The organism is Pusillimonas caeni, from assembly GCF_003545815.1.
GTDB classification, from domain to species: domain Bacteria; phylum Pseudomonadota; class Gammaproteobacteria; order Burkholderiales; family Burkholderiaceae_B; genus Pusillimonas; species Pusillimonas caeni.
In genome coordinates, this window is record NZ_PDUW01000001.1 from 134,782 (window position 1) to 161,644 (window position 26,863).

Annotated in this window: 21 protein-coding genes and 1 tRNA gene; 14 read left to right on the plus strand and 8 right to left on the minus strand. The window is 64.6% G+C overall.

All coding sequences use genetic code 11. The annotated features are described in order from the left end of the window. Positions 1 to 47 precede the first annotated feature (47 nt). The 4 genes from CSC67_RS00630 to CSC67_RS00645 all read left to right on the plus strand — a co-directional run bounded on the left by CSC67_RS00630 (position 48) and on the right by CSC67_RS00645 (position 5,098). Positions 48 to 296: a hypothetical protein gene (locus tag CSC67_RS00630; RefSeq protein ID WP_167752699.1), complete on the plus strand. Its 249-nt coding sequence runs from the start codon at positions 48 to 50 to the stop codon at positions 294 to 296. Between the two features lie 147 nt (positions 297 to 443). Further along, entirely contained in the window at positions 444 to 2,513 is a 2,070-nt protein-coding gene (gene metG / locus CSC67_RS00635; protein WP_118992587.1) for a methionine--tRNA ligase, read from the plus strand. Further along, complete coding sequence (locus CSC67_RS00640; RefSeq protein ID WP_118992588.1) at positions 2,513 to 3,418, plus strand: cation diffusion facilitator family transporter; 906 nt, start codon at positions 2,513 to 2,515, stop codon at positions 3,416 to 3,418. The genes metG and CSC67_RS00640 overlap by 1 nt, the downstream gene beginning before the upstream one ends. Before the next feature lie 210 nt (positions 3,419 to 3,628). After that, on the plus strand, positions 3,629 to 5,098 hold the full coding sequence (locus CSC67_RS00645) for an NAD-dependent succinate-semialdehyde dehydrogenase (RefSeq protein ID WP_118992589.1): 1,470 nt from the start codon (positions 3,629 to 3,631) through the stop codon (positions 5,096 to 5,098). Here CSC67_RS00645 and gcvA read toward each other — a convergent pair. Then, positions 5,095 to 5,994, minus strand: coding sequence for a transcriptional regulator GcvA (gcvA, locus tag CSC67_RS00650; protein ID WP_118992590.1), 900 nt, complete (start codon positions 5,992 to 5,994; stop codon positions 5,095 to 5,097). The two genes, CSC67_RS00645 and gcvA, sit on opposite strands and share 4 nt — an antisense overlap. Before the next feature lie 149 nt (positions 5,995 to 6,143). On the opposite strand from gcvA, the gene CSC67_RS00655 reads away from it, so the two are divergent. Then, positions 6,144 to 6,848: an SDR family oxidoreductase gene (locus CSC67_RS00655; protein WP_118992591.1), complete on the plus strand. Its 705-nt coding sequence runs from the start codon at positions 6,144 to 6,146 to the stop codon at positions 6,846 to 6,848. A 122-nt stretch (positions 6,849 to 6,970) separates the two neighbouring features. Continuing rightward, a complete protein-coding gene (locus CSC67_RS00660) occupies positions 6,971 to 7,732 on the plus strand; it encodes an SDR family oxidoreductase (protein ID WP_118992592.1) in 762 nt (253 codons plus the stop codon). A 5-nt stretch (positions 7,733 to 7,737) separates the two neighbouring features. Here CSC67_RS00660 and CSC67_RS00665 read toward each other — a convergent pair whose 3' ends face one another. After that, complete coding sequence (locus CSC67_RS00665; protein ID WP_118992593.1) at positions 7,738 to 8,154, minus strand: DUF411 domain-containing protein; 417 nt, start codon at positions 8,152 to 8,154, stop codon at positions 7,738 to 7,740. A 437-nt stretch (positions 8,155 to 8,591) separates the two neighbouring features. On the opposite strand from CSC67_RS00665, the gene CSC67_RS00670 reads away from it, so the two are divergent. Both CSC67_RS00670 and cobA read left to right on the plus strand, forming a co-directional pair. Next, complete coding sequence (locus tag CSC67_RS00670; RefSeq protein WP_118992594.1) at positions 8,592 to 9,596, plus strand: NAD(P)/FAD-dependent oxidoreductase; 1,005 nt, start codon at positions 8,592 to 8,594, stop codon at positions 9,594 to 9,596. Next, complete coding sequence (cobA, locus tag CSC67_RS00675; RefSeq protein ID WP_118992595.1) at positions 9,583 to 10,419, plus strand: uroporphyrinogen-III C-methyltransferase; 837 nt, start codon at positions 9,583 to 9,585, stop codon at positions 10,417 to 10,419. The genes CSC67_RS00670 and cobA overlap by 14 nt, the downstream gene beginning before the upstream one ends. Positions 10,420 to 10,423: 4 nt before the next feature. On the opposite strand, the gene CSC67_RS00680 is transcribed toward cobA, so the two are convergent. Further along, positions 10,424 to 11,503, minus strand: a complete 1,080-nt coding sequence (locus tag CSC67_RS00680) for a sensor histidine kinase (RefSeq protein ID WP_118992596.1) — start codon at positions 11,501 to 11,503, stop codon at positions 10,424 to 10,426. A gap of 254 nt (positions 11,504 to 11,757) precedes the next feature. On the opposite strand from CSC67_RS00680, the gene CSC67_RS00685 reads away from it, so the two are divergent. After that, positions 11,758 to 12,438 (plus strand): LytR/AlgR family response regulator transcription factor, encoded by a 681-nt coding sequence (locus CSC67_RS00685; RefSeq protein WP_118992597.1) that lies wholly within the window; start codon positions 11,758 to 11,760, stop codon positions 12,436 to 12,438. 47 nt (positions 12,439 to 12,485) lie between these two features. Here the strand turns inward: CSC67_RS00685 and CSC67_RS00690 are convergent, their stop codons facing one another. Beyond that, on the minus strand, positions 12,486 to 19,061 hold the full coding sequence (locus CSC67_RS00690) for an autotransporter outer membrane beta-barrel domain-containing protein (protein ID WP_167752700.1): 6,576 nt from the start codon (positions 19,059 to 19,061) through the stop codon (positions 12,486 to 12,488). Between the two features lie 419 nt (positions 19,062 to 19,480). Between CSC67_RS00690 and CSC67_RS00695 the strand changes: the two genes are divergently transcribed. Continuing rightward, positions 19,481 to 19,897, plus strand: coding sequence for a pyrimidine dimer DNA glycosylase/endonuclease V (locus tag CSC67_RS00695; RefSeq protein WP_118992599.1), 417 nt, complete (start codon positions 19,481 to 19,483; stop codon positions 19,895 to 19,897). 158 nt (positions 19,898 to 20,055) lie between these two features. Here the strand turns inward: CSC67_RS00695 and CSC67_RS00705 are convergent, their stop codons facing one another. Both CSC67_RS00705 and CSC67_RS00710 read right to left on the minus strand, forming a co-directional pair. Further along, complete coding sequence (locus tag CSC67_RS00705; protein ID WP_425337623.1) at positions 20,056 to 21,099, minus strand: DUF72 domain-containing protein; 1,044 nt, start codon at positions 21,097 to 21,099, stop codon at positions 20,056 to 20,058. A 5-nt stretch (positions 21,100 to 21,104) separates the two neighbouring features. Beyond that, positions 21,105 to 22,331, minus strand: coding sequence for an MFS transporter (locus CSC67_RS00710; RefSeq protein ID WP_118992601.1), 1,227 nt, complete (start codon positions 22,329 to 22,331; stop codon positions 21,105 to 21,107). 165 nt (positions 22,332 to 22,496) lie between these two features. Between CSC67_RS00710 and CSC67_RS00715 the strand changes: the two genes are divergently transcribed. Further along, entirely contained in the window at positions 22,497 to 23,150 is a 654-nt protein-coding gene (locus CSC67_RS00715; protein WP_118992602.1) for an MBL fold metallo-hydrolase, read from the plus strand. 43 nt (positions 23,151 to 23,193) lie between these two features. On the opposite strand, the gene CSC67_RS00720 is transcribed toward CSC67_RS00715, so the two are convergent. Further along, a tRNA-Gly gene (locus tag CSC67_RS00720) sits at positions 23,194 to 23,267 on the minus strand. Positions 23,268 to 23,366: 99 nt separating this feature from the next. Between CSC67_RS00720 and trmB the strand changes: the two genes are divergently transcribed. From trmB to thiS, 3 genes are all read left to right on the plus strand, one after another. Beyond that, on the plus strand, positions 23,367 to 24,113 hold the full coding sequence (trmB, locus tag CSC67_RS00725) for a tRNA (guanosine(46)-N7)-methyltransferase TrmB (RefSeq protein WP_118992603.1): 747 nt from the start codon (positions 23,367 to 23,369) through the stop codon (positions 24,111 to 24,113). A 1-nt stretch (position 24,114) separates the two neighbouring features. Next, positions 24,115 to 25,050 (plus strand): prolyl aminopeptidase, encoded by a 936-nt coding sequence (pip, locus tag CSC67_RS00730; protein WP_118992604.1) that lies wholly within the window; start codon positions 24,115 to 24,117, stop codon positions 25,048 to 25,050. A 76-nt stretch (positions 25,051 to 25,126) separates the two neighbouring features. Then, entirely contained in the window at positions 25,127 to 25,327 is a 201-nt protein-coding gene (thiS, locus tag CSC67_RS00735; RefSeq protein ID WP_118992605.1) for a sulfur carrier protein ThiS, read from the plus strand. A 66-nt stretch (positions 25,328 to 25,393) separates the two neighbouring features. Here the strand turns inward: thiS and ffh are convergent, their stop codons facing one another. Continuing rightward, a complete protein-coding gene (gene ffh, locus CSC67_RS00740; protein WP_118992606.1) occupies positions 25,394 to 26,821 on the minus strand; it encodes a signal recognition particle protein in 1,428 nt (475 codons plus the stop codon). Positions 26,822 to 26,863: the final 42 nt, after the last annotated feature.

The window sequence follows — 26,863 nt, forward strand, 5'->3', positions numbered from 1 at the left end:
TAGCGGATCGGGGAATTATTTTCTGCACCGGCTGTCTATCCAGCAATATGAATACATTCACACAAATTCTCCGCGGCGTACTGTTTCTCATCCTGGCCATTTGCGGCATGGCCATGGCCTTCGTCTTCATGGTGTCCACCGCGATCGCCATCGGTGTTCTGTATATCGTGGCCCGCGTCAAGGGCCGCCCCTTCGGCGTACGCGCCTACTGGGAAGAACGCCGCCAGCCGCGCGGCCGGCCTTCGGCATTCCGCAAGGACGACGTCGTCGACGTCAAGATGCGCGAAATTCCCTAGGGCCCGAACGCGCCCGCCGCCCAAAGCCCCGGCGATTCATTACAATAGAACCGCCCTGGCGCGCCTTCCCGCGCGCCAGGGCGGTTCTATTGTGCATTCCACCGGCCACGCCGCAAGCCCGCCCTTACCTTTTTTTACGCATTGTTCATGACGCGCACGATATTTGTCACCACCGCCCTTCCCTATGCCAACGGCTCTTTCCATATTGGTCACATCATGGAATACATCCAGGCCGACATCTGGGTGAGGTCGATGCGGATGGCCGGACATACCGTGCATTTCGTCGGCGCCGACGACGCCCACGGCGCGCCCATCATGCTCAAGGCCGAAAGCGAGGGCATCACGCCGCAAGAACTGGTGGCGCGCTATGCGGCCGAACGGCCGCGCTATCTGGACGGCTTCCAGATCAAGTTCGACCATTGGCACTCGACCGACTCGCCCGAGAACGTCGCGCTGTCGCAGGACATCTACACAAGCCTTAAATCCGCCGGCTTCATCAGCTCGCGCAGCGTCGAGCAGTTCTACGACCCGGTCAAGGGCATGTTCCTGCCCGACCGCTACATCAAGGGCGAATGCCCCACCTGCCACGCCAAAGACCAGTACGGCGACGCCTGCGAATCCTGCGGCGCCGTCTACTCGCCCACCGAACTGATCGAGCCCTACTCCACGCTTACCCACGCCAAGCCGGTGCTCAAGTCGTCCGAGCACTTCTTTTTCAAGCTTTCCGACCCGCGCTGCGTGGAATTCCTGCAGGAATGGACGGCGGGCGACAACCGCCGGGGCAAGAAGCGCCTGCAGGCCGAGGTGCTGGCCAAGACCCGCGAGTGGCTGGGCACGGGCAAAGAAGGCAGCGAAGCCAATCTGGCCGACTGGGACATCTCGCGCGATGCGCCCTACTTCGGTATCGAGATTCCCGACGCGCCGGGCAAGTACTTCTATGTCTGGCTCGATGCGCCGGTGGGCTACCTGGCTTCGTTCAAGGCCTACTGCGACAAACAGGGGCTGGACTTCGGCGCCCTGCTGGACCCGGCCGGCGAAACCGAGCAGGTGCACTTCATCGGCAAGGACATCGTGTATTTCCACGCCCTGTTCTGGCCCGCCATGCTGAAGTTCTCGGGCCGCAAGACGCCCGACGGCCTGCACGTGCACGGCTTCATCACCGTCAGCGGCGAGAAGATGTCCAAAAGCCGGGGCACGGGCATTTCGCCCCTGCGCTATCTCGAGGTCGGCATGGACCCCGAATGGCTGCGCTACTACATCGCCGCCAAGCTCAATTCCCATGTCGAAGACCTGGACTTCAACCCCGACGACTTCGTCGCCCGGGTCAACAGCGACCTGGTCGGCAAATACGTCAACATCGCCAGCCGCGCCGCCAACTTCATCAGCAAGTATTTCGACGGCGAACTGGGCTATGTCGGCGACGCCACGGCGCTGTCCAGCGACATCGCCGCGGTGGTCGCCGAAGTGCAGGCCGATTTCGAGGCGCGCGAGTACGGCCGCGCCATCCGGCGCCTGATGGCCTACGCCGACACGGTCAACCAGGCCTTCGACGCCGCCCAGCCCTGGGTGCTGGCCAAGGGCCTCACGCCCGACGACGAACGCCGCGCCGCGCTGCAGGACATCTGCTCCCGCGCGCTGGCAGGCTTCAAGGCCCTGTCGGTGATGCTTACCCCTATCCTGCCCGCGCTCACCGCCCGCGTGGCCCGGGACCTCTTCGGCGACGCCGCAGCATATCGCTGGCAGGACGCCTCGGCGCTCCCCGCCCGCATCGAAAAATTCAAGCATCTGATGCAGCGGGTGGAGCCTTCGATGCTCGACGCTTTGTTCGAACCGCCGGCGGCGGCCGTGCCCACCCCGGGCGGCGAGGCCATCGCCGACGTCATCGACATCAAGGACTTTGCCAAGGTCGACCTGCGCATCGCGCGCATCGTGGCCTGCGAGGCCGTCGAGGGCTCCGACAAGCTGCTGCGCCTGACGCTCGACGCGGGCGAGGGCCGTCATCGGCAAGTGTTCTCGGGCATCAAGGCGTCTTATTCGCCTGAAGACCTTACCGGCAAGCTCACCGTGCTGGTGGCCAACCTGGCGCCGCGCAAGATGCGCTTCGGCGTGTCCGAAGGCATGGTGCTGGCCGCCAGCCATGCCGATGAAAAGTCGCATCCGGGCATCTATATCCTCGAACCCTGGCCCGGCGCCGAGCCGGGCATGCGCATCTCGTAATGCAGAACGGGCTCGATCCCGTACGCTACCAGACGGGGCGCGCCGCTATCTTGGTCAGCGTGGCCGTCAATCTGGTGCTGACCGCCGTCCAGATGATTGTCGGCATGCTGGCGCACTCACAGGCGCTGGTGGCCGACGCCATCCACACCCTTTCCGACCTGCTGGCCGACGGCGTGGTGCTGGCGGCCAATGCGCAAAGCCGCAAGGCGCCCGACGCCGACCACCAGTACGGCCACCTGCGCTTCGAAACCGCGGCGTCCATGATCCTGGGGGTGTTGCTGATGGTCGTCGGCGCCGGCCTGCTGTGGAGGGCCTTCGGCAATCTGCAGAGCCCGGCCGACATCCCGAAGGTCCATCCCGCCGCCCTGTTCGTGGCCCTGCTGGCCATCGCCTGCAAAGAAACGCTGTTCCGCTACATGCTCAAGGTGGGCGAGCGCATACGCTCGACCATGCTCATCGCGAATGCCTGGCATGCACGCTCGGACGCCGCCTCTTCCCTCGTGGTCGCACTGGGCATCGTCGCCAACCTGGCCGGCTTTCCCATGGCCGATCCGCTGGCGGCGCTGGTGGTCGGCCTGATGATCGCCCGCATGGGCTGGAAGTTCTTCGCCGGTTCGTTCGCCGACCTGATGGACCGCGCGGTCGACGCCGACACCGAGAACCGCATCCGCGGCCATCTGCTGGCCACGCCGGGGGTGCTGGGCATCCATGACCTGAAGACCCGCAAGCTGGGCGACATGATCTGGGTCGAGGTGGACATCGAGATGGATGGCAGCCTGTCCATCGCCGAAGGGCACGAGATCGCCGTCAGGGCGCGCGCCCGCGTCATGGAAAACGAGCCGGTGCTCGATGTAATGACGCATTTCGATCCGGTCGACCCCGACGAAGCGCAGTTTCGGCAATAGCGCCATTACGAAATGCATCGATGCGGCGCAGCCATGCCAGGCTTTTCGCCCGGCCCGCGAGCTCGCCGGAGCCGCCACAGGCGCAGACCGATGACTTCACGTGCCCTCGCATGGAAGGTCGCGGCTTGCGCTTGGCCTGCGGCCGACGCCGAGGTCTACAATTAAATGATTGCGCCGGCGCGCCGCCGACCTGCCGAAAACGGAGGAACCATGGCTTTTGACCTCGAACTGAAAGACTCCAGTCTCGTCCGCCAGCAATGCCACATAGACGGCCAATGGGTCGATGCCGACAACGGGGGGCACATCGAAGTGCGCGACCCGGCCAGCGGCGAGATCGTGGGCCGGGTGCCCAGGGCCGGCGCGGCCGAGACCCAGCGCGCCATCGATGCCGCCGAGCGCGCGCTGCCCGCCTGGCGCGCCCGCACGGCCGCCGATAGGGCCCGCCTGCTTCGGCGCTGGTACGAGCTGCTGATGCAGAACCAGGAAGACCTGGCCCGCCTGATGACGCTGGAGCAGGGCAAGCCCCTGGCCGAATCGCGCGGCGAAATCGCCTACGCGGCCTCTTTCATCGAATGGTTCGCCGAAGAGGGCAAGCGCGCCTATGGCGAGATCATTCCCTCGCCGTTTCCCGACAATCGGCTGCTGGTGCTGAAGCAGCCCATCGGCGTATGCGCCGCCATCACGCCCTGGAACTTTCCCTCGGCCATGATCACCCGCAAGGCCGGCCCCGCCCTGGCGGCCGGCTGCACCATGGTGCTCAAGCCGGCCGGCGCAACGCCCCTCTCTGCGCTGGCCCTGGCCGAACTGGCCTGCCGCGCCGGCATCCCGGCGGGCGTGTTCAACGTGGTCACCGGCGACTCCGGCCCCATAGGCGAAACGCTTACCCGCAGCCCCGTCGTGCGCAAGCTTTCCTTCACCGGCTCGACCGAAATCGGCCGCCAGCTGATGGCGCAAAGCGCCCCCACGCTCAAGAAGCTCTCCCTTGAACTGGGCGGCAACGCGCCCTTCATCGTCTTCGACGACGCCGACGTCGACGCGGCCGTGGCGGGCGCCGTCGCGTCCAAGTACCGCAACACCGGCCAGACCTGCGTCTGCACCAATCGCTTCCTCGTGCAAAGCGGCATCTACGATTCCTTCGCAAGCAAGCTCGCCGCCGCCACCCAGGCGCTCAAGGTGGGGCCGGGCCTGGACGAAGACGTGGTGCAAGGGCCGCTCATCAACCGGGCGGCGCTGGAGAAAGTCGAAGAGCTGGTTGCCGATGCCACGAGCAAGGGCGCACAGGTACTGGTCGGCGGCAGGCGCCACGAGCTGGGCGGTCTCTGGTATCAACCCACCGTGCTCACCGGCATCGACCCCGGCATGGACCTGACCCGGCAGGAAATCTTCGGACCGGTCTCGGCGCTGATGCGCTTCGACACCGAAGCAGAAGCCATCGCGCATGCCAACGACACCGAATTCGGCCTGGCCTCTTACCTCTACAGCCGCGACATGGCGCGCATCTGGCGGGTTTCAGAAGCGCTGGAGTACGGCATGGTGGGCATCAACACCGGCCTGATCTCGACCGAAGTGGCGCCCTTTGGCGGCGTCAAGCATTCGGGCCTGGGCCGCGAAGGCTCGCGGCACGGCCTGGACGACTATATGGAATTGAAGTACCTCGCGCTTGGAGGCGTGCAGCCCTAGGCGGGAAGCTCCTGACGCTGCTCGAGCAGCCAGCGCCGCACCATGTCCGTGGACCCGCGCCGGCGCGGATGCCGGGGCGCGACCACGTGGAAATCGGCCTGGCCGCGCAGTATGCCGGGCAAGGCTTGGACCAGGCGCGACGATTTCAACTCCGGCTCGGCCAGAAAGCGGCTGACCAGCGCAATGCCCTGCCCCGCCATGGCCGCGTCGATCGCCAGACTCGTCTGATTGAAGCGCAGCTTTCGGGCGCCGGCCGGCACGCCGACGCCATGGGCTTCCTTGAGAAAGCGCGGCCACAGATCGTGGGCATCCTGCAGCAGCACCTGTCCGTCCAGGTCGGCCGGCCGCAGCGATGCCGCGCCTTGCGGCAGCAGAATGGGGCTGCACACCGCAATCAGCTCCTGGACGAACAGCAGGTCTGACTCCAGTTCCGGCCCGAAGGGCGGATTCCCCTGCCGCACCGCGATGTCCACGTCGTCGCGGCGAAAGTCCGAGACTTTCTCGCTGGCCAGTATGCGTAGGTCGACGAAGGGGTGGGCCTCTACGAATTCAGGCAGGCGGGGAATGAGCCACTTCGAGGCAAAGGTGGGCGTGACGCTGATGGTCAGCCGCTCGGGCGCCGGACGCAAAGCGCTCGTGGCGTCGGCCAGCAGCTCGAATGCGCGGCGGACCTCGGGCGCATAGGCGCGGCCCTGCTCGGTCAGCGCCAGGCGGCGCGGCAGGCGCTCGAACAGCTGGATGCCCAGATAGGCCTCCAGTCCCCGCACCTGCTGCGCCACCGCGGCCTGCGTGACGCTGAGTTCTTCGGCGGCCAATCGGAAATTGAGATGCCTTGCCGCCGCCTCGAAGGCGCGCAAGCCGTTCAGCGGCGGCAGGCGTGAAGTGCCAGGTGTCATAAATGTGTTCGCCGGCGGCCCGGCCTTAACGATAGTTTTTCTATTGAATCAAGCGAGTTATTCTCGCTCGAACAAATATACTTCCTGCCCTATGATAGATCCATAAATGGCATTAAGCCATCGCCACCCCCAATTATCCGGAGATACACATGGCAGTAGAAAAAGTTGCGCTGATCACCGCCGGCGGCAGCGGCATGGGCGCCGCCGCGGCGCGGCGCCTCGCCCAGGACGGCTTCCGCGTGGGCATACTTTCATCGTCGGGCAAGGGCGAGGCCCTGGCCAAAGAACTCGGCGGCCTCGGCATCACGGGTTCCAACCAGTCCAACGACGACCTGAAGACGCTCGTCGACACCGCGCTCGAAAAATGGGGCCGCATCGACGTCCTGGTCAACAGCGCGGGCCACGGTCCACGCGCGCCCGTCCTCGATCTGAGCGATGAAGACTGGCACAAAGGCATGGAAGTGTATTTCTTGAACGCCGTCCGCCCCACCCGCCTCGTCACGCCCGCCATGGTCGAGCAGAAGTCCGGCGTCATCATCAATATCTCCACCTTCGCCGCCTTCGAGCCCGACCCGGCCTTTCCCACCTCGGGCGTGTTCCGCGCCGGCCTGGCGGCCTTCACCAAGCTGTTCGCCGACAAGTACGCCGCCGACAACGTCCGCATGAACAACGTCCTGCCCGGCTTCTTCGACAGCCTGCCCGAAAAAGCCGAATCCCGCGCCCGCATCCCCCTGGGCCGCTACGGCAAGGTCGAGGAAATGGCCGCCACCATCGCCTTCGTGGCCTCTGAAGGCGGCGCCTACATCACGGGACAGAACATCCGGGTCGACGGCGGGATCACACGGTCGGTGTAGCACCCGCGCGGCACAGAACACGGGCCACTAAGCAGGCCGCGTCCGGTACCCCTTCCGGCGCGCGGCCTGCGGTCCGTGCCCATTGATCGGGCATAATGGCCGCTTGCTGACCGGAGTGAAACATGACCCAACGCGTACTCATCACCGCCGGCGCGGGCGGTATCGGGCTGGCCACCGCCCAGGCCTTTCTTGACCGCGGCGCCCGCGTGCATATCATGGATATCGACGCAGCCGCCCTGCGGCGGGCCACGGCGGACAACCCGTCCATCACAGCCACCCAGGGCGATGTCGCCAAGCCCGACGACCTGGACCGGCTGTTCGACGATGTGCGCAAGCAGCTCGGCGGGCTTGACGTACTCGTGAACAACGCCGGCATCGCCGGCGCCACGGCTTCCGTCGCCGACTATCCGCTGGATATCTGGAGCGCCGTCGTCGACATCAATCTGACCGGGACCTTCATGGTCACGCAGCGGGCCATCCCTTTGCTGGAAGAGTCCGACGCCGGCTCCGTCATCGTCATGTCCTCGCTGGCTGGCCGCTTCGGCTACCCGAATCGCGTTGCCTACTCCACCACCAAATGGGGCCTGATCGGCTTCACCAAGACCCTGGCCATGGAACTGGGCCCGCAGGGCATCACGGCAAATTCCATCCACCCCGGCGCCGTCGAAGGCCCTCGCCTGCAGTCCGTGCTCGAAGGCCGCGCCCAATCGTCCGGCCGCAGTGTTCAGGATGAAGCCGAATCGGCCATGGCCAACCAGTCGATCAAGAAGTTCACCGCCCCGGCGGACATCGCGGCGCTGGTGGTTTTCCTGGCCGGGCCGCATGCGCGCACGATCTCGGGGCAGGTGTTTCCGATAGACGGGGATTCGAAGTCTACGGTGTGAGGAAATCAATCGCGTGAAAAAGGCTTGCCGTCGAAATCGACCGTGATCAGATTGCCGTCGAGCTCGCCCATGCCGGGCGCATTCAGGGGCATGCCGGGCGCGGCGACGCCCTTCACGGACGAGTCCGCGATAAGCTTGTGCACGACATTGGCCGGCACGTGGCCTTCGATCAACTGCCCCGTGCCCTCGACCACGCCCGTATGGCACGAGCTCAGTTGCACGGGTACGCCCAGCCTCTGCTTGATCGAAACCATGTCCTCCGTCTTGACCGCCTTGACGTCGAAACCCGCTTCTCTCATGTGCTCGACCCAGCCCGAACAGCAGCCGCAGTTCGGATCCTGGTAGACGGTGATCGCGTCGGTGGCGGCGTGGGCGAAGGTCGATGCGGCGGCCAGGGCGATGGCGGTCATCCATGATTTCATGCGGGCGCTCCGGAAAATTCCATGTATAAGTGTGAGGGCATGGCAATTGAACTGAGCCGCGGCAGGTTGTCGGTGCACGCGGCGCTGTCTTGCCGACCTCTAGTATGCCTGTTTTACGACGGCGCATAGATGAAGGACAGTGCACTGCCACGCTCGCCGGCGCCGGATCTTAGAAGTGCGCGCTGGTGCATGCATGCACTGCCTTTGTGCAATACAACGGCTCGGCCGCCGTCAAGTGCCCCGCGCAACTTCTGGCAGCCATCGGCTAAGCGCACCCCCCTTGCGTCGGGTCTCTCCTATAGCGCCACCTTCCGGTTCCATCGATTTCGATATTTTTTCACCAAAGCCGGGGAAACTGGCACAGCTATTGCGTGATGTATCCGATGTAGGCCAAGCTTGGCCACGTCTTGAGCTTTTGACCGCAAGGAAGCACTTTCATGATATGCAATGAACGCTCCAGCAAAGCAAAGTCCAAAGCGCCGCGCCTGATCGTCATAGGCAACGGCATGGCGGGACACCGCCTGCTCGAAGCGCTGGCACGCCAGGGCTTGCCTTACGATATCACCGTGCTCGGCGAAGAGCCTTATCCACTTATGCCCAACCGGGCGGCGATAGGCATCGACCGGGTCAACCGCTGCGTCTATACCGCCGACGACCAGACTTATCCGTACGACCGGCTTGTGCTGGCCACGGGAGCCGTCCCGTACCTGACGCCCGCCGAAGGTCATGGCCGGCGTCACTGCCTGCCGTACCGGACGCCGCGCGACATCGGCATCATCAAACAAAGCGCCGCGGACAGCCGCAGCGGCGTGGTCATCGGCAGCGGCCTGGTCGGGCTGGAGGCGGCCGGCCTCCTGCTCAAACTCAAACTCGAAACCCATATCGTCGAGCACTCCACGCATTTGATGGCGATGCAACTGGACAAGGCGGGAGGGCAACGGCTGCGCGACAAGATCGAAGCCACCGGCATACAGGTGCACACCGCCAGGAGAACGGAGGCGATCGAACCGGGCATGAGCCAGCGCTATCGGCTGCGCTTCGCCGACGGCGACGCGCTGGAAGCCGACATGGTGGTGTTCTCGGCCGGTTTCCGTTCGGCGGACAATCTGGCGAACGTGTGCGGCCTGGCGCTGGGCGAACATGGCGGCGTGGCCGTCAACAGCCACTGCCAAAGCTCGGATCCCGACATCTATGCCATCGGCGATGCGGCCAGTTGGGGGAATGCCGCCTTTGGCCCAGGCGCGTCAAGCCGCGACATGGTCCGGGCCTGCGCTGCGCATCTGCTGGGCCAGGGGCTGTACAAACAGCGCCTGCGCGTGGGCCAATACAGGGAGGACAAGACCGTGTCCTCCCCGAGCCGGCCCCTGCGTCGGAAACCCGACGGCTGGCCTTGCGCCGCCTTGCCGAAAACCGCAGGAGTGACCGACCATGACTTTGCCTGACGGATCCCCTTCCTGGCTGATCGCCTTGAATCGTCCGGCCGCTCCACCGCGAGCGCGTCCTTGGGGTCGGGTGTGGCTGATCGGGGCGGGCCCCGGCGACCCCGACCTCATCACTGTGGCCGGCCAGAAGCTGCTCAGGGCCGCCGACGTCGTAGTCCACGACAAGCTGGACGCGCCGGCGCTCTTGGCTGAATGCCGTGCCGACGCACTCAGGATCGATGTCAGCGAGCGCGCCGGCAGACGCGCTCCGCCGCAGGCGGAAATCAACGCACTGCTGGCACAGCACGCGATGGCGGGCCGCAAAGTCGTGCGCCTGAAGAACGGCGACCCTTTCATCTTCGGCCGGGGAGGCGAAGAAATGCTGGTGCTGCGGCAACTGGGCATTCAGGTCGATATCGTCCCCGGCATCACCGCCGCCAGCGCGTGCGCGGCCGCAACCGGCATTCCGCTTACACATCGCGGCCTGGCGTCCGGAATCGCCTTCGTTACAGCACACCAGCACGAAGGCGCCCCGGGCTGCGACTGGGTCCAACTCGCCGCTCAGCGCGACCGCACACTCGTCTTCTACATGGGCCCGTCAGAGGCGCAAAGCATTGCCGAAGGCCTGCTCGGCCAAGGCCTGCCACCCAACACTCCTGTCGCGCTGATTTCAAACGGGGCCACCCATGAGCAGCAGGCGCTGCGCTGCACACTCGACACCTTGCCCCGAACAGCACGCTCGGCAAGCCTGGCCTCGCCCTGCCTGATGGTGGTGGGAGCAGTGGTGAACCTGGCCAATCCCCGGAGAGCGCCGCGGCATGAGCCGATGGACGAGGCCGCATGATGTCCTACAAAGGCGAGATCGGCGCTCCGCGCAGCCTGATCTGCGCCACCGCGCGGCCCGCTCGTTCGCTAAGCGAGAACTCGTAGCGCCCGGGATAGTACAGGGCCAGTCGGCGGCATAAATTGCTTAGCCCGCTGCCCTGCATCACCTCGTAGCGCGCCCTCAACCGGCCCGGATTGATCACCTCGATGATCAGCTCCTCGCCTTTATAGCGAACGTTGATCGTGATCAGAAAAGAAGGATGTTCGGCCGGCATGCCGTGCTTGATCGCGTTTTCCACCAGCCCTTGCAACGTCATGTGAGGAACGCGCACGTCCAGCGCGGCCGGGTCCACCCGGCTCTGGAATTCAAGGCGCTTGTCGAAACGCAGGGCCTGGATGCGTATATAAGTTTCGGCGGCATCGATCTCCTCGTCCAGCCTGCAGGTACTCCGTCCATGCTTGTCCAGCGAATAACGCAGGTAATCCGCAAGGCGCCGAGTCATCTCCTCGGCAATGGCCGGGCGTTCGGAAATCTCCGCCACGATGGTATTGAGAGAGTTGAACAGAAAATGCGGCTCTATCTGCCGCTGAAGATGCTCGAGCTCCAACTGCACAGCGCGGGTTTCGGCCTTCATCTTGGATATGCGCTCGTTGCGCGCGGCCAATTCGGCCCCGACGCCGAAATAGATCAGCGTCCAGATCGAAAATATGCCCATGTAATAGATGAAAGCCAGGCGGTATTGGTTTCCCGGGACGAGTCGCACCGTTCCGGGCAGGAACAACTGGTGTATGAGATATCCGATGGAGGAAAGCAGCGCGGAAGCCGCCAGGCAAAGCAGTACCGCACAGGCCAGGGTCGGAACGATCGATTCGCTTTTGGGGGTGAGGCGGCCGTGCAGGATGGCGGCGGCGCTGGTCAGAGCGAATGCAAGAGGCTCGAGCGCGAGCGTGGGCCAGAAGGCGGCCATGGCATTGCCAAATATCGCAAACCGGATGAAAAAGCCGATGATGGCCAGAGAAACCCATACGACCGCTTGCGCGCGCCAGAAGCCGAAAAAGGGTTCTTCCGGGGCCAACTCCCCGCTGATAGGACGAAACTTCATGGACATACCGCCAGCGAGCCTCGCTGTGAAATTAAGATATCGACTCGATGCTCATGAACGCGCCATACCGCGAGGCGCCGCGTTGAGCGTCTGGGTCGCCGCTAGTAATTAGATAGTAGAATACGCGGCGAAACATCCCTTTTTCGACGAACCGGCACTAATCGTCGTTGAAGCGGCACATGCAAGAACCAGACTATCAGTCCTGGGTATTGGGCTGATCGACATCACCTGCTACACAAGAATAAAGGGGACTGATGCTGCGTGTACTTATCGTAGACGACGAAGCGCCCGCAAGGCGTTACATGCGCCGTTTGCTCGAGGCCGCACCCAACGTGCAAGTCGAAGGCGAGGCGGCCACCGCCGAGCAAGCACGCAGAATGATCCACGAATCCCGTCCAGATGCCCTTTTTCTGGATGTCCTGTTGACGCGAGAGAGCGGCTTCGACCTGCTGAAAGGGCTGGACCACACACCAGGCATCGTATTCGTTACGGCTCACAGCGACTACGCTGCGCAGGCGTTCGAAGTCGAGGCCGTGGACTACCTGCTGAAGCCCGTCAACCCTGTCCGGCTCTCTCAAGCACTCGACCGCCTCAGGCCTCATGCGGGCGGCCACCTGACCATCCGCACGAAAAACGGCACGAAACTGATCAAGACTTGCGACCTGACTATCATTCAGGCGCAAGGCGACTACGTCCGCCTTTGCAGCGCCGCCCACGGCGACGAATTGATGCATGCCACCATGAAGCGGCTGGCGGAACAATTGCCCTCGCCTCCCTTCCACTCCGTGTCAAGGTCGATGATCATCAACCTTGAACACATTTCGCATCTGTCGCACCGCAGCGGCTCGCAAACCGAGGTCAGCTTCAACAATGGCGTTGCACCGATAGCTCTGGGCCGCACGGCCTCGTTGCGCCTTCGGCGAGCCATGGCCTGAACCGCGCACGCGGCCGCTGGGGCATCGATCGCCTGAGGCCAATGCCGTCAAAAGCGGTACATCATCTTCAATTGTGCCGCATGGCTGGTGACCTTGCTGGAGGCCTCGCCGTCATATTGCAGCCGGAAATCCAGCCCTTTACCTGTATTCAGCTGCACGCCCAACCCGAAGCGTCCCACGACATTATCGCCGGGCAAAGAGGTGCTGATCGAGGCGCTTCCCGCAGGAGCGCCCGCCAGGCGTGCGCTCGTCGTCCAGGCATCCTTGCTCAGGAACGATGCGCCGGCATAAGCATAGGGCCGCATGACCGTGCCGTCCGAAAAATCGACGCGCCCGCCGAACTCCAGCATGGGCGACAGGCCCACGACGAATTGATCGCTGCTGTCCACGTCCAGGCCCAGCGGGCCGCCCGACTCGCTATAGCCCGGCATGCGCGTGTAGAACGCGTCAAGATCGGCATAAGGCTTCAGATAAAGCTTTTCGGCCAGCTCGAAATGGCGCGCCGCGCGAAGCTTGGCTCCTACGCTGTAGACGTCGGGGCTGCTGTGCACGTTACGGTCGTAGCCGATGATCTCCATGCCGCGGTTCATGCGATACGAGCCATAGCCGCCGGCGATCGATCCCGAATACACCCACGGCCCATCCTGATGCTTGAGCACGAGGCCTGCATAGCCCGAGTCGCCATTGCCGCTGACGCGTCCGCTGTCGCCCTTCAGGCTGCTGTCCTGATAGGCCATCGACCCGCCCACAAACCAGTTCGGCTTATATTGCCACTGCCCGCCGAATTGAAGCACGGTGCTGTCGAACGAGAATCCGGGAGAACCATTGCCCCCATCATGATCGGTGTTGCGGCGGCTTATCTGCCCCCACAGGCAGTCGTGTTCGCGGCCCAGGGTGCCTGTCCCTTCCATGACTGGGCACGACATCATGGCGCCCATGAAGTTGACCATGCCGGCCGCCATCTGGCCGGCCGGCGCCAGGGCTGCACCGGGCGCCAGGTCGGTAAGGCGCTCGCGGTACGTACCCGCCCCGCTCTTGGCCGCGGTGTTCAGCGCCGCAAACAGCGGCCCCAGAGCCAACGTGCCCCCCTGGTCCCAAACATATTGCAGATGCTGCGCAACCCCCTGATGATTGCCTTCGAGATCCAGACCGTTGGCGTTGAAGTCGGCTCCTTTCACGCTGACACGGTGCGACTTGCCTTGCCGGCGCATATGGAAATCGAATATGGGCGAATCGATGGCTTGCAGGGTTCCGGCAAGCGCGCCCTCGACATCCAGTACGCTCAGCTCGCGTCGGGGCAGCAGGCTTATCGCGGCCAGGTCGAAGCCGCCGTCCAGATTGGCATCGCCCTTCACCATCATGCGGTCGGTGCGCATCCCGCCGAAATCCATGTCGGCCCGCAGGACGCCTGTTGACTTCTGCTCGTAGTCGCCCTCGACCGTCAGCGTATCGAACTTGCCTGTGCGGCCGATCTCCAGCAGGCCGCCGTTGCGGATGTCGGCCTGGTACAGCGTGGCTTCCTTCATCACCGTCTGGCCGCCCGACTCGACCCGGCAGGGCTTGTCGGTGCCGCCGGCACCCGAGCCGCTGGCGTTCTGGCACAAGATGTTGCCGCCTATCGTGCCGTGTCCGCTCAGGTCGACGTCAAGGACATAGCCCGCCTCTGTCGTGCCCCTGCCCGTGTAGCGCAGACCGACGCCGCTTTCGGGTCGAAGCACCTCGCCGTCCTCGTAGATGTTGAACTTGTTGTAGTTGCCGTCGTCGATCCACACGCTGGCCCCGTCGTCGGACCCGCCCTGCACTTTGCCGTACAGGCTCAGGCCGACGGCGCTCCCGCCGTCGGGCCCCGTGCTTTGCGCAAATATCCCGTTGGCCCCGCTGCCGCTGGCCAGGATGGCGCCCCTGTGTTCCAGGTGCACGCCGCCACCGCGGCCCGAGCCGCTTCCATGACCCGTGGAACCCGCGTAGACACCCGCTTCATTGCCGCCCAGCCCACCACCACCGCCAAGGGACTGCGCAAGAATGCCAAAGGCATTGGCCCCGGAGGTGGTGATGCTGCCCTGCGACTTGATGCTGACGCTACCGCCATTGCCGTTGCCGCCGCTTTCTCCGGCGGGCACCAGCCAGCCGTCAGAGCCAAGCCCCAGGTTCAGCGAGCTGTCGCCGGCGATACCGCCGCCGCCGCCGATGGACTGCGCCACAACAGCGTGCGAACCCTTACCTGAGGTGTCGATGTTGCTGCCCGGGTTGAAGGTGAGGCTCACGGTGCCGCCGTCGCCGCCCGCTCCGCCACGGCCACCCAGGCCGACGCTGGCAAGATTGCCGGCCTTGCCGGCGGTGCCCACCCCGCCGCCGCCGCCGATGGACTGAGCCAGGAAGCCGTAAGCACGGTCTCCTTGGGTCGACGAGCTGATTCCAAGCTGCAACCCTATCGTGCCGCCATGGTTGCCCGAGCCGCCATGACCGCCCACCGACAGAGCCACTTCATGGGTATCGTCGGAACGGGATGCCGAATCGCTGTTGCCCGCGCCACCGATGCCGCCACCGCCGCCGATCGACTGCGCCGCAAAGGCCGGCGCGTCGGATCCGAAGGTCTGGACTCTAAGCCATGAATCCGTGCCGCTCGTACGGATGTCGCCGCCCGATCCACTGGCCCCGCCGCCGCCGCCCATTCCACCGCCGACGTAGATGTCGCCGTGCGCCATGTCGGAGCCGTCTCCGCCCTGGCCGCCGCCACCACCTATGGACTGCAGCAACACACCGTAGGCGTTGTAGCCCTCGGTGCCGATGTAATTGTAGTGGGCGCCGTCAAAGTAGGCATAGACGGGCCCGCCATTGCCGGCCGTACCGCCCGCTCCGCCCACGGCGATATTGATCTGGGCAGACTTGGAGCTGCCCGACGCGCTGGAAGAGCCCCCCGCTCCGCCGCCGCCGCCGATGGATTGCGCCACCAGGCCGTCGGCCCAGTCGCCCTCGGTAGCGATCTTGCCGCCAAAATCAATGTCGATCTGCCCTCCCGCGCCGCCGGTACCGCCACGGCCGCCTATGTCGACCTCGAAGCCATAACCCTGGCTGCCATCATCCGCCACGCGGGCAATGGTGTTCCGGGCCTTGCCGATGCGGTCGAGAATGGGGTTTGAAGACGAGTCCGCGCCGATAGAGCCCGCCAGTCCGCCGCCCCCGCCTATGGATTGCAGCAGAACGCCATCGGCATCGCCGCCCTGGGTTCGAATCGCCCCATCAATGTCGGCCTTGACGTAGCCCCCCTTGCCGCCCGAGCCGCCGGCCTGGCCCACGCCCAGCGTCAGTTTCCCGCCGAGTCCTTCGATCGAGGCGCCCATGCTCATGGTGCCGCCCTGCGATGTTCCGCCACCGCCGCCTATGGATTGCGCCAGGATGCCGCGCGATCCCGAGCCCAAAGTGTGTATCGTATATGTCGGTCCCAAATAGACATCGACCTCTCCGCCATTGCCGCCACCGCCACCCAGCCCGCCCAAGCCGATGTTCAAGTCGACCTCGACCATGCCTCCGGCCGAATAGGAGTTGCTGCTGCCGACGCCGCCGTTGCCGCCGCCACCGCCTACGGATTGGGCCAGCACGCCATTGGCGAAATCACCGTAAGTACGTATGGTTGATTGGGGCGCCAGGACGCTTGATTCATCATCCAGGTTCAGCGGCAAGTCGATGCTGGACGGCAAATCAACATACTGCGTGCTGTCGGTTCCCAAGTGCACCAGCACCTTGCCGCCGTGCGAGGCGTTGCCCGCGCTGCCACCCAGCGCCATGCCGATCTTGCCCGAAATGGAATCACCGTAGCTGATACCCGTCGACAATACCGAGGCGTCGCCGCCGTTGCCGCCGCCACCGCCAATGGACTGGGCCACCGCGGCATGGGAGCCGTCGCCCAGCGTCGTCACCGACGTGCCTTCGAGCAATGAAATCTCGGTCACGCATGAAGCATCACCCGACGCGCAGGCGTGCCCGCCGTCTCCGCCCTGGCCGCCCACTGCCGTCTGGAAGCTGAAAGAGATGGGAGGCGTTTCCGCTCCGGTAGGTACGGCAATGACCAGGTTGCTGGCGCTTGCGCTTCCGCCATTGCCCCCGCCTCCGCCTATGCTTTGCGCCAGGATGCCAAACGAATCATTGGGCGCATAGGTACCGGCATCCGCCGTCTTGTAGTCCATGCCCGTGGCAATTTGCGAGCGGTTCAGCACCACCCGCGACTTGGCCCCCGACCCGCCGGCACCGCCGCTGCCGCCCAGCACCACGGCGGAACTCAGGCCGACGCTCGCGTCGAAGCGGGACGCGTCGCCCCCATTTCCCCCGCCTCCGCCAATGGATTGGGCCAGTATGCCCGTTGCATGCGAGCCGCCGGTGCGAATGTTCAAGTCGGTATAGTGGATTGCAGTGCCATCGGTACCCGCATGCCCGCCTTTTGCACCGCTGCCACCAAGCTGCAGCGATACGAGCGACTCAAGCGTAGCGCTGGTTGCGCTGCCGCCGTTGCCGCCCCCGCCGCCAATGTTCTGGGCAACAATGCCCGGCGAATAATCGCCGTGCGTAGTCAGGTACATGGGGCCGGGGGAAGCTTCCCCGCAGGCACCCGCATTGCCCAGGCACAGTGACCCGCCGTTGCCGCCGCCGGACCCACTACCGCCAATGGCAAGCGACGCGCCGACCGACGCGGTGAAGGTGTCCCCGCCATTGCCGCCGCCCCCGCCGATGGATTGCGCCAGCACGCCCGGACTGAACCGGCCCGATGTCGAAATGGTGCCGAGGTCTTGCAGCACGACACGCCCGCCTTCGCCACCCGCGGCGCCGTCGCCGCCCACGCCGATAATGCCCTTGCTGTCGCCGCCGCTTCCACCGCCGCCGCCGATGGATTGCGCCATGATGCCTATCGAGGCGTCGCCGGCCGTTTGAATTTTGCCGCCCCGGTTGCTGACGGTCACGCTTCCCCCTTTTGAACCGGTCGTACCCTCTGCGCTGCCGCCGACGCTGAGCGCACCGATGGCGCTGCCCGATGCGCCGCCCCCGCCGCCGATGGACTGGGCCAGCACACCGTGCGCTGCATAGCCGGCGGTTGAAACATCGCCCGACTGATGCACGCTGACACCGCCCGCCGTACCGCCGCCCGCGCCGTCGCCGCCCAGGGCCACGACGCCGCTGACATCGACTCCTCCCGCGCCGCCGCTGCCCGCAATGGATTGGGCCAGCACGCCGTGGGCATGGTCACCCCCTGTCTCGATCGAGCCGCCGGCGTCCACGGTGACGTTTCCGGCATCGCCGCCGCTGCCGCCGTTGCCCGCCTGGCCGGCCAGCACCGAGACGAAGGTACCGCCGGTGCCGCCGCCCCCGCCTATGGACTGCGCCATGATGCCCGTCGAAAAATGGCCCGTGGTGTCTATGGAGCTGCCGCCGTCGGTGGCCACCTCAACGTTGCTGGCGCTTCCGCCAAGGCCCGCGCCGCCCCCTTGGCCCGCCAACGCCGCGCCGTTGCCACCGTCGCCGCCCTGGCCTCCGAGGCTTTGCGCCAGGATGCCATACAGGGTGTTGCCTCGGGTCGAGATACGAGAGTTCTCACCTTGCAAATGCACGGAAACGTAGTTGCCGATACCGCCCCGGCCCCCGGTGCTTTCCTGTGGGGGGCCCTCGCCGCCCTTGCCGCCCCGGCTCAATGCGGCAATGCCCGCCCCCTCGCCCGTGAACGTGCCGCTCAGATCCACCGAGATAGCGCTGCTGGACGAAACCCCGACTGCGCCGCCGAAGCCGCCACGACCTCCGGGGTTGCTGTCATCGTTGGACTTGCGGCCGTCCCCGGCGCCACTGATGGCATGAATGCCATAGACATCCGTGCCGTCCTGCGCGGTCCAGGCAATATCGATGTCGCCTGTATTGGTGACAACGACCTGACCGGTGTCGCCCGCGCCGCCATTGTCAGTGCCGCCCATGCCACCATAAGACTCGGCATGAATGCCCGCGCCCCGGGCGTAGCCGGTAAGCCGGCTTGCACTGCTGCCCAGCGAAATCGAACCGCTGTTCGTCAGCTCGATCGCGCCGCCGTCGCCGCCTGCGCCGCCCACCTGGTCGCCCACGACCCCATCGTTCTGGTCTCCGCCCGTTCCGCCGCCGCTTACCGCGCTGATGCCGAACATGGGTACATTGCTTCGGGTGCTGCCCGACATCTTGTAAGGCTGCACCGTGCCGCTGATGGACAAATTGCCGCTGTTGGTAATGGTCAGCGTCTGGCCTTCCCCGCCGGCGCCCCCGCTGGACTTGTAGTTGTCGTTGTAGTCGTCGCCATTGCCGCCGATGGACGTCACGGCGATCAGGCTTTGAAAGTAGCCTGCGTTCGTCGTGCCCTCCAGCGCAATGCTGCCCCGATTCGAAAGGCTTATTGTCCCGCCCTTGCCCCCGGCGCCTTCGTCAACCCCCTTGCCGCCACGGCTGTACAGCATGAGCACCCCGGGCACATTGCCGGTTACCGGGTAGCTTAAACTGCTGCTGGCGTCGGCCGTCAGGGCTCCGGTCTCATTGTAGATAAAGCTTTCGCCGTCCTTGCCTTTCTTTTCGCTCGAGCTTCCGTCCTTGCCATCGGCGCCCTGGCACACTTGGTAAGCCAAGTGTGCGTCACCGCTCGTATTGCAGCTTGCGTGTGCGCTGTTGGCCGATGTCGCGGCATACATGCCCAGGGCCGATATCACGGCCAGGCGCAAAATGTGTGGCCGGGGAAGTGCAACCGTTCCAGTGCGATGGTCAGTATGTGCTTTCATGATCGACAGGCTTCTTTTTGCTTGGCCTGCCGCTTGCGAACCGCGCACACCGTGTGCGGGCTCCGGACGCCTTTCCGGTAAACGGGGCGCACGGCGACAGGCAATGTGGAGAATTCCCGTGCAGTCTGCCGCCCTACTTTTTATGAAACAAGATTTTTTCGATGAAACGGGCTATTTCTTCGATGAAATGACATCGAAAGGCAGCGTGCGTCAAAGCAGTACGTTCGCACCTCAACGCGATATCATGGCTTGTCCCGAAGAGAGAGCTCATGACCCGAATCAATTGCGTGCCCGTGCAGGAACTGAGTGGACCGCATCTGGTTGCGGAGTATCGCGAATTGCCCAGGGTGTTCGCGCTGGCCCGGAAAGCCGCAGCACGCGGGCCATTCACGCAGCCCGATGCCTACACACTCGGCAAAGGCCATCTGCTGTTTTTCTATACCCGGCTGGCCTACCTGGCCAGGCGGCATGCAGACTTGGTCAGGGAGATGAAGCGTCGAGGCTACAAGCCTTCATTTCAGGGAGTCGAGCGCCATCAGTTCCCCGATATACCGGACGCCTTCTGGAAGGACTGGGAGCCGTCAAAGGATGCGATAGAGTTGAATCGACGGCGTATCGCCGAACGGACAAAGACGGAGGCCTTGCCGCCGCGCGACAGCTTTCAATCGGCCATGAAGGGGTCATGAAGCCGATATCAGCGGGTGGAGATCGTGATTGCCAGCGGCAATACCGTAAGCGAGGCGGTAGCCCGCAAGTACGGGGCGCAGCTTGAATGCCTTGCGCTAAATCGCCTGCTGCTGCATGGGAGCCGTGCCCGCCTTGGTCTTTCAATCGTTCCGTAGGCCTACGCGGCAATGGCCCGGGCGAGCTTCTGAATGGAGAGCGGCGCGCAGCCTTCGGCATCGTTGCTGATAGTCACGTAGGCCGGCTGTCCCGTGCCCGTGATGCCGCGGATGGTGCGCACAAGCACGGCGCACGTGTGCGGATCTTCGCTGAGTATGGCATTGAACGGAGCGTGCTTCCGCTGCGCGTCGGCGTAGCCGTAGGCGCCGAAGATGCGATTCAGGTTCCATCGGCATACCAGCGGGCCCGGCCATAGCGCGCGCAGCATGGGCAGCTGCGCCTCGATCGGCGGCATCTTGCCATGCAAGCCCAGGCAGAAGGTGGCGCCATGCGCCTTGAGTGTGTCGACCAGCGCCTGGCACAGTAGTTCGGGATCACGGACTTCCACCGCGACGATCACGGCGGCGTGCGCGTACAAGGCTTGCCGGACGGCCGCCAGCATGCGGCCCAGCTTGTCCAGCAGCGACGCGGGGTGGCTGAGCAAGCCCCAGGGCAGCGGGCTCAGTTGAAATACGAGAACGCCGAGCTTGGCGCCCAAGCCTTCGAGCGTCGGCTGCACAAAGTGTTCGATGGCCAGTTGCGGATCGAGAAAGCCCGGGTTGGGCTCGCGCGCCTTGCCTTCGTCGCCACGCACCTGGGCGTCGGTGATGCTGGCCGGACATTTGACGACGAAACGGAAGTCGTCATCGACCTGGCCCGCATAAGCGGCATATTGGCTTACCGTCAGCGGACGCCAGAAGCTGCGGTCCACGCAAACCGTACGCAGCAGCGGATGCCGATGGTAGGCCTCGAGGCCGTGCTTCGACAGCGTGCTGGAATCGTATTCGCCGTCCCAGACGAGACCTTCCCAGCCCGGGTAGGACCAGGTAGAGACACCGAACCGCAACTGAGTTGGAAGCTGCTGCGCCAGCTCGCTCCAGGCCTCCCCGGCGGAAGCGGGATGCACTTTGGCCGTGCCTTGGCTGGCAGAGCGGGACGAATGCGCATTGGCCTCGGGCTTGCCCGGAGGCTGGGGCGCAGCATCTCCGAAAAGATCGACTTGCATGCTAGTCATACTGGCCGCGAGGGAGACTCACCGGCCCCAAGCGGCGCCGCCAGGCCGGGCATGAAGCGCCAGGCGATCAGCCACCCCAGCGCCTGCACTGCGATCAGCGTGGTCACGGTAGCGTGCCATCCCCCCAGCGTATAGGCGATACCGCCGCCCCAGGCGCCCGCGAAACCGCCGCAGTAGTACGCCCCATAGTACAAGCCGCTGGCCAGAGAGCGGCCACTTGTCACCCGATGGGCGATGAAGCTCATCGTGGCGGACTGGGTCACGAACACACCGCAGGCCGCCACGGCCAGCGCCAGCACGATCATCCAGGCCGGCGTCGCCAGCGTGCCCAGCACGCCCAATGCCGACACGATCACGGCCGCCAGCACCGTGCGGCGTGCCCCGATGCGCGGGATCACCTGCCCCGCCAGCGGCGTGACCACCACTCCCAGCAGGTAGACGCTGAAGATATTGGCGAGATGGCCTGAATTGAAATGATAGGGCTCCGCCGCCAGGCGCAGGTTGATGAAGGTGAACAGCCCGACCAGCGCAAACAGCACCGTAAAGCCCAGCGAGCAGGCCACGTGCAGGGCCGGGTTGCGCACCAGACGGCCCAGCGTCGCCAGGCTGTCGGCAACCCGCTTATTGGCCACAAAATGACGCGAGGGCGGCAGCCCGCGCCACACCAGCCAGGCGCCCACCAGATTGATCACCGCCATCACGCCAAAGGCCGTGCGCCAGGAGATGAACTCGGCCAGGTGTCCCATCAGGAAGCGGCCCATGAACCCGCCCAGCACAGAGCCGGTCACATATCCCGTGATCAGCCGCACCATCGCGGCGCCACGGAATTCTTCGCCGACATAGGCGATGGCCACCACCGACACGCCCGGCACGGCCAAGCCCTGCAGGAACCGCAGTACCAGCAGCCCGTGCACCGACTGCACTTGCGTCATCAATGCGGTGGGTATGGCCAGCGCAAATACCGACAGGACGATCAACCATTTGCGCCCCAAAGCGTCGGACAGCATTCCGATGAAGGGCGAGATCAGCGCCACCGCCAGCACCGTCATCCCCACGGCGTTACCGACCTCTACCACGGAAGCGTTCAGGTCGCGCTGCAATTCGGGCAGGATCGACTGCACCGAATACACCTGGATGAAGGCAAACACGCCCAATAGCGCCACTGTCAGCAACAGGGGCACGCTCAAGCGATAAAAATCGTCGGAATCAGGAGAAGAAGGCATAAATGCAGATCACCGCACTGCATGCGGTGATCTATGAAGACGGCGCGGAAGCATGCTCTAGATCTTAGATCATTGATGACAAATTTATAGCACTTTTTCTTCCCTTCACCAGGCGCCATACTGTGCTTATCGAAGTTATCAACCATTCTGCACGGGAGGAATGTGATGAAACAGATACAGCCGGACATCTGGGAAACCGAAGTCGAAAACCCTGCCGCGGGCCTCTATACCCATGCCTATCTGCTGCTGCGCGACGATGGCAATGTCCTGTTCTACAACACGAGCCACATCGATGAAATCGAGCGCATGGCTGCTCTGGGTGGCGTGGCCCGCCAGTACCTCAGCCATCGTGACGAATTGGGCGATAGTCTGAACACGGTGGCGGAGCGCTTCGGCGCAGACCTCGGCGGGCATGTCCGCGAACTGGAGGAATTCTCCAGGTTCCGCCGTCCAACCATCCTGTTCGAGCGGCGCGAAATGCACCTGGGCAACATCGAGGTCATCCCGACGCCCGGACACAGCCCCGGAAGCACCTGCTTCTACGTGAGCCCGCCCCACGGCAAGCGCTATCTGTTCACCGGGGATACCTTGTGGTTCAGCGGGAACAAGGTGCTGGAGGCGGCCTTCCTCGGCAATAGCGATTTCGATGCCTATGTAAAAAGCCTGGAAACGCTGCGGACGCTGGAGCCCGATTTCGTGATTTCCAGCGCCACCGGAGGACATGGCGGATACAGCGACATTGCGCCGGGCGAGTGGCCGGGCCTTGTCGATCATGCGCTGGAACGCTTGATGGCCAGGCAGAGCAACATTGGCGGCTGAGCTACAAAAGGCCCAGACCGAAGCCTGGGCCTTGCTTGGATTCTGGAGCGAGCGATGGGAATCGAACCCACGACGAAAGCTTGGGAAGCTTTAGTTTTACCATTAAACTACGCTCGCATCGGCTGATGCGCGAGGAAAGAATTGTATGCCTGTTTCCCGCCCCCGCGCAAACGGCCCGGGCGTCGTCCAGGCCGCCAAATGGCTACAATTCATCCTATGAATTCCAAGCCCTCCTCCCCCACCGACACCCCACCCAGCCACGGCCCGCAAGGCGAGACCACGCCGCCGCATGCCGATTTCGGCCATATCCGCAGCTTCGTGCATCGGCGCAGCCACATCACGGCCGGCCAGCAAGAAGCGCTGGATCTGCTCATGCCCAAGTGGGCCGTGTCCTACCGCGCCGCGCCGCTGAAGTTCGAACAGGTGTTCGGCCGTGAAGCGCCCACGGTGCTGGAGATCGGCTTCGGCATGGGCGAAACCACCGAGAAAATCGCGCTGGCGCGCCCCGGCGACAATTTCCTGGGCGTCGAGGTGTTCAATTCGGGCGTGGGCGCCCTGCTCAAGCGCATCGAGGCCTCGCAGCTGCAGAATGTGCGCATCATCCAGCATGATGCGGTCGAGGTGGTGCGGGACATGATTGCGCCCGATTCGCTGGCCGGGGTGCACATTTATTTTCCCGACCCGTGGCCCAAGAAGCGCCACCACAAGCGCCGGCTGGTGCAGCCGGCCTTCGTGCAGCTGCTGGCCAGCCGTCTGGCGCCGGGCGGCTATATCCATTGCGCGACGGACTGGGAACACTATGCCCATCAGATGCTCGACGTGTTGAGCGCCGAGTCGCTGCTGGAGAACACCAGCGATGGCTTTGCGCCCCGCCCCGATTTCCGTCCGCTCACAAAGTTCGAGAATCGCGGGCTGCGGCTGGGCCACGGTGTGTGGGACCTGATCTTCAAGCGCAAGGGCTGAGATGTATCCGCCTATAGAACCCTATCGCCACGGGCTGCTGGACACCGGCGACGGCCATCAGATCTATTGGGAGCTTTGCGGCAACCCTCAAGGCAAGCCGGCGGTCTTCCTGCATGGCGGGCCGGGCAGCGGCTGCTCGCCCGCCCACCGCCGTCTGTTCGACCCGTCGCGCTACAAAGTGCTGCTGTTCGACCAGCGCGGCTGCGGCCGCTCGCTGCCTCACGCCTGCCTGGAGGACAATACGACCTGGCATCTGGTGGCCGACATCGAGCGCCTGCGCACCGAGATACTGCAGGCCGAGCAGGCCTTGGTCTTTGGCGGCTCGTGGGGTTCGACGCTGGCGCTGGCCTATGCGCAAGCGCATCCGCAGCGCGTCAGCGCGCTGATCGTGCGCGGCATCTTCACCGTCAGGCGCGAAGAGCTGCTCTGGTTCTACCAAGAGGGCGCATCATGGCTGTTTCCCGACGTCTGGGAACGCTATCTGGCGCCGATTCCGCCCGAAGAGCGCCACGATCTGATGGCGGCCTACCGCAAGCGGCTGACCTCGCCCGACCCCGAGGTTCAGCTGCAGGCGGCCCACGCATGGAGCCAATGGGAAGACCACACCATCACGCTGCTGCCCAGCCCCGCCCACAGCCAGTCGCATAGCGACGACCGCTCGGCGCTGGCGTTTGCCCGCATCGAAAACCATTATTTCGTGAACCAGGGCTTCATGGAAGAAGGCCAGCTGCTGCGGGACGCGCACAGGCTGCACGGCATACCGGGAGTGATCGTGCAGGGCCGCTACGATGCCTGCACGCCCATGCGCACGGCCTGGGAGCTGCACCGCGCCTGGCCCCAGGCGGAGTTCCATGTGGTGGACGACGCCGGCCATGCTTTCGACGAGCCCGGCATACTGGCTCAACTGCTCGCCGCCACCGACAAGTTCGCCCGGTGAAAAATCGCCGGCCGTCCCCATCTCTATATATTGAACATCCATTCGTGCCGCGAGGCCGTTGATTCCGGAGGACTCCATGAACATCACTCTGAACGGCAAGCCCCACGCGCTGAACCAGGACCGCAGCGTGGCCGACCTGGTGCGCAGCCTGGGCTACGAGGGCAAGCGCATTGCGGTGGAACGCAATGGCGACATCGTTCCCAAGAGCCAGCACGCGCACACGGCGCTGGCCAATGACGACGTCGTAGAAATCGTCGTCGCCGTGGGCGGCGGCTAAAAGGGCTCAAGCGATGAAAAACGGCCGACAAAAGTCGGCCGTGAAAGTCAAAGACGGGCCAGGCACTTAGCGTCGAAAACCGCCAAAACCGCCACCACCGCCGCCGCCCAAGCCTTTCAGCCCGCCCATGGCGCGCATCATCTTGGCCATGCCGCCCTTTTTCATCTGCTTCATCATGCCCTGCATCTGCTCGAACTGAGACAGCAGGCGATTGACCTCCTGCACCGGCACGCCGGCGCCCGCGGCGATGCGCCGCTTGCGCGAGGCCTTCAGCAGCTCGGGCTTGGCGCGCTCGGCGGGCGTCATGGAATTGAGTATGCCCTCGGTGCGGCGCAGCTGTTTCTCGGCCTGGCCGCCCTGCAATTGCGAGGCCGCCTGGGCAAACTGGGCCGGCAGCTTCTCGAGCATGGAGCCCATGTCGCCCATTTTCTTGACCTGCTGAAGCTGCTCGCGGAAATCGTTGAGATCGAAGCGGTTGCCCGACTTGATCTTGGTGGCCAGCTTCTGGGCCTCGGCGATGTCGATGTTCTTCTGCGCCTGCTCCACCAGGGAGACGATGTCGCCCATGCCCAGAACGCGCTGGGCCATGCGTTCGGGGTGGAAGGGCTCCAGGCCGTCGAGTTTCTCGGACATGCCCACGAACTTCAGGGGCTTGCCCGTCACGTGCCGCACCGACAGGGCCGCGCCGCCGCGGGCGTCGCCGTCCAGCTTGGTGAGCACCACGCCGGTGAGCGGCAGGGCGTCGGCAAAGGCCTTGGCCGTGTTGACGGCATCCTGGCCCTGCATGGCATCGACCACGAACAGCGTCTCGATGGGGCGCAGCAGATCGTGCAAGGCGCGGATCTCGCGCATCATGGCTTCGTCTATGCCCAGGCGGCCGGCCGTGTCCACGATGAGCACGTCGTAGTGATGGCGCTTGGCATGGTCGAGCGCGCCCGTGGCAATGGCTTCGGGCTTTTGCGAGGGGTCGGACGGCAGGAAATCGACATGGGCCTGGGCGGCCACGGTCTTCAACTGCTCGATGGCGGCCGGGCGGTAGACGTCGGCGCTGACCACCAGCACTTTCTTCTTGCCGGACTTGCGGCCCTGCTGCACGTGTCCGCCCTCGACCAGCCACTTGGCCAGCTTGCCGGTGGTGGTGGTTTTACCCGCCCCCTGCAGGCCGGCCATCAGAATCACCGCAGGCGGCTGGGTGGCCAGCGAGAGCTCGCCCGCCTCGGCGCCCAGGTCGCCGCCCATGAGGGCCGTGAGCTCTTTGTGCACCACTCCGACCAGGGCCTGGCCGGGGTTGAGGCTGCCGACCACATCCTGGCCCAGCGCCTTTTCCTTGACGCGGGCGATGAAGTCGCGCACCACGGGCAGCGCCACGTCGGCTTCCAATAGGGCCATGCGCACTTCGCGCAGCATTTCTTGCGTGTTGGCCTCGGTAAGGCGCGCCTCGCCGCGTATGGTCTTGACGACGCGGGACATGCGCTGGGTCAGGTTTTCGAGCATGGCAATCTTTCGCTTAAACTAGCTGGTCGAAATAACCGAAAT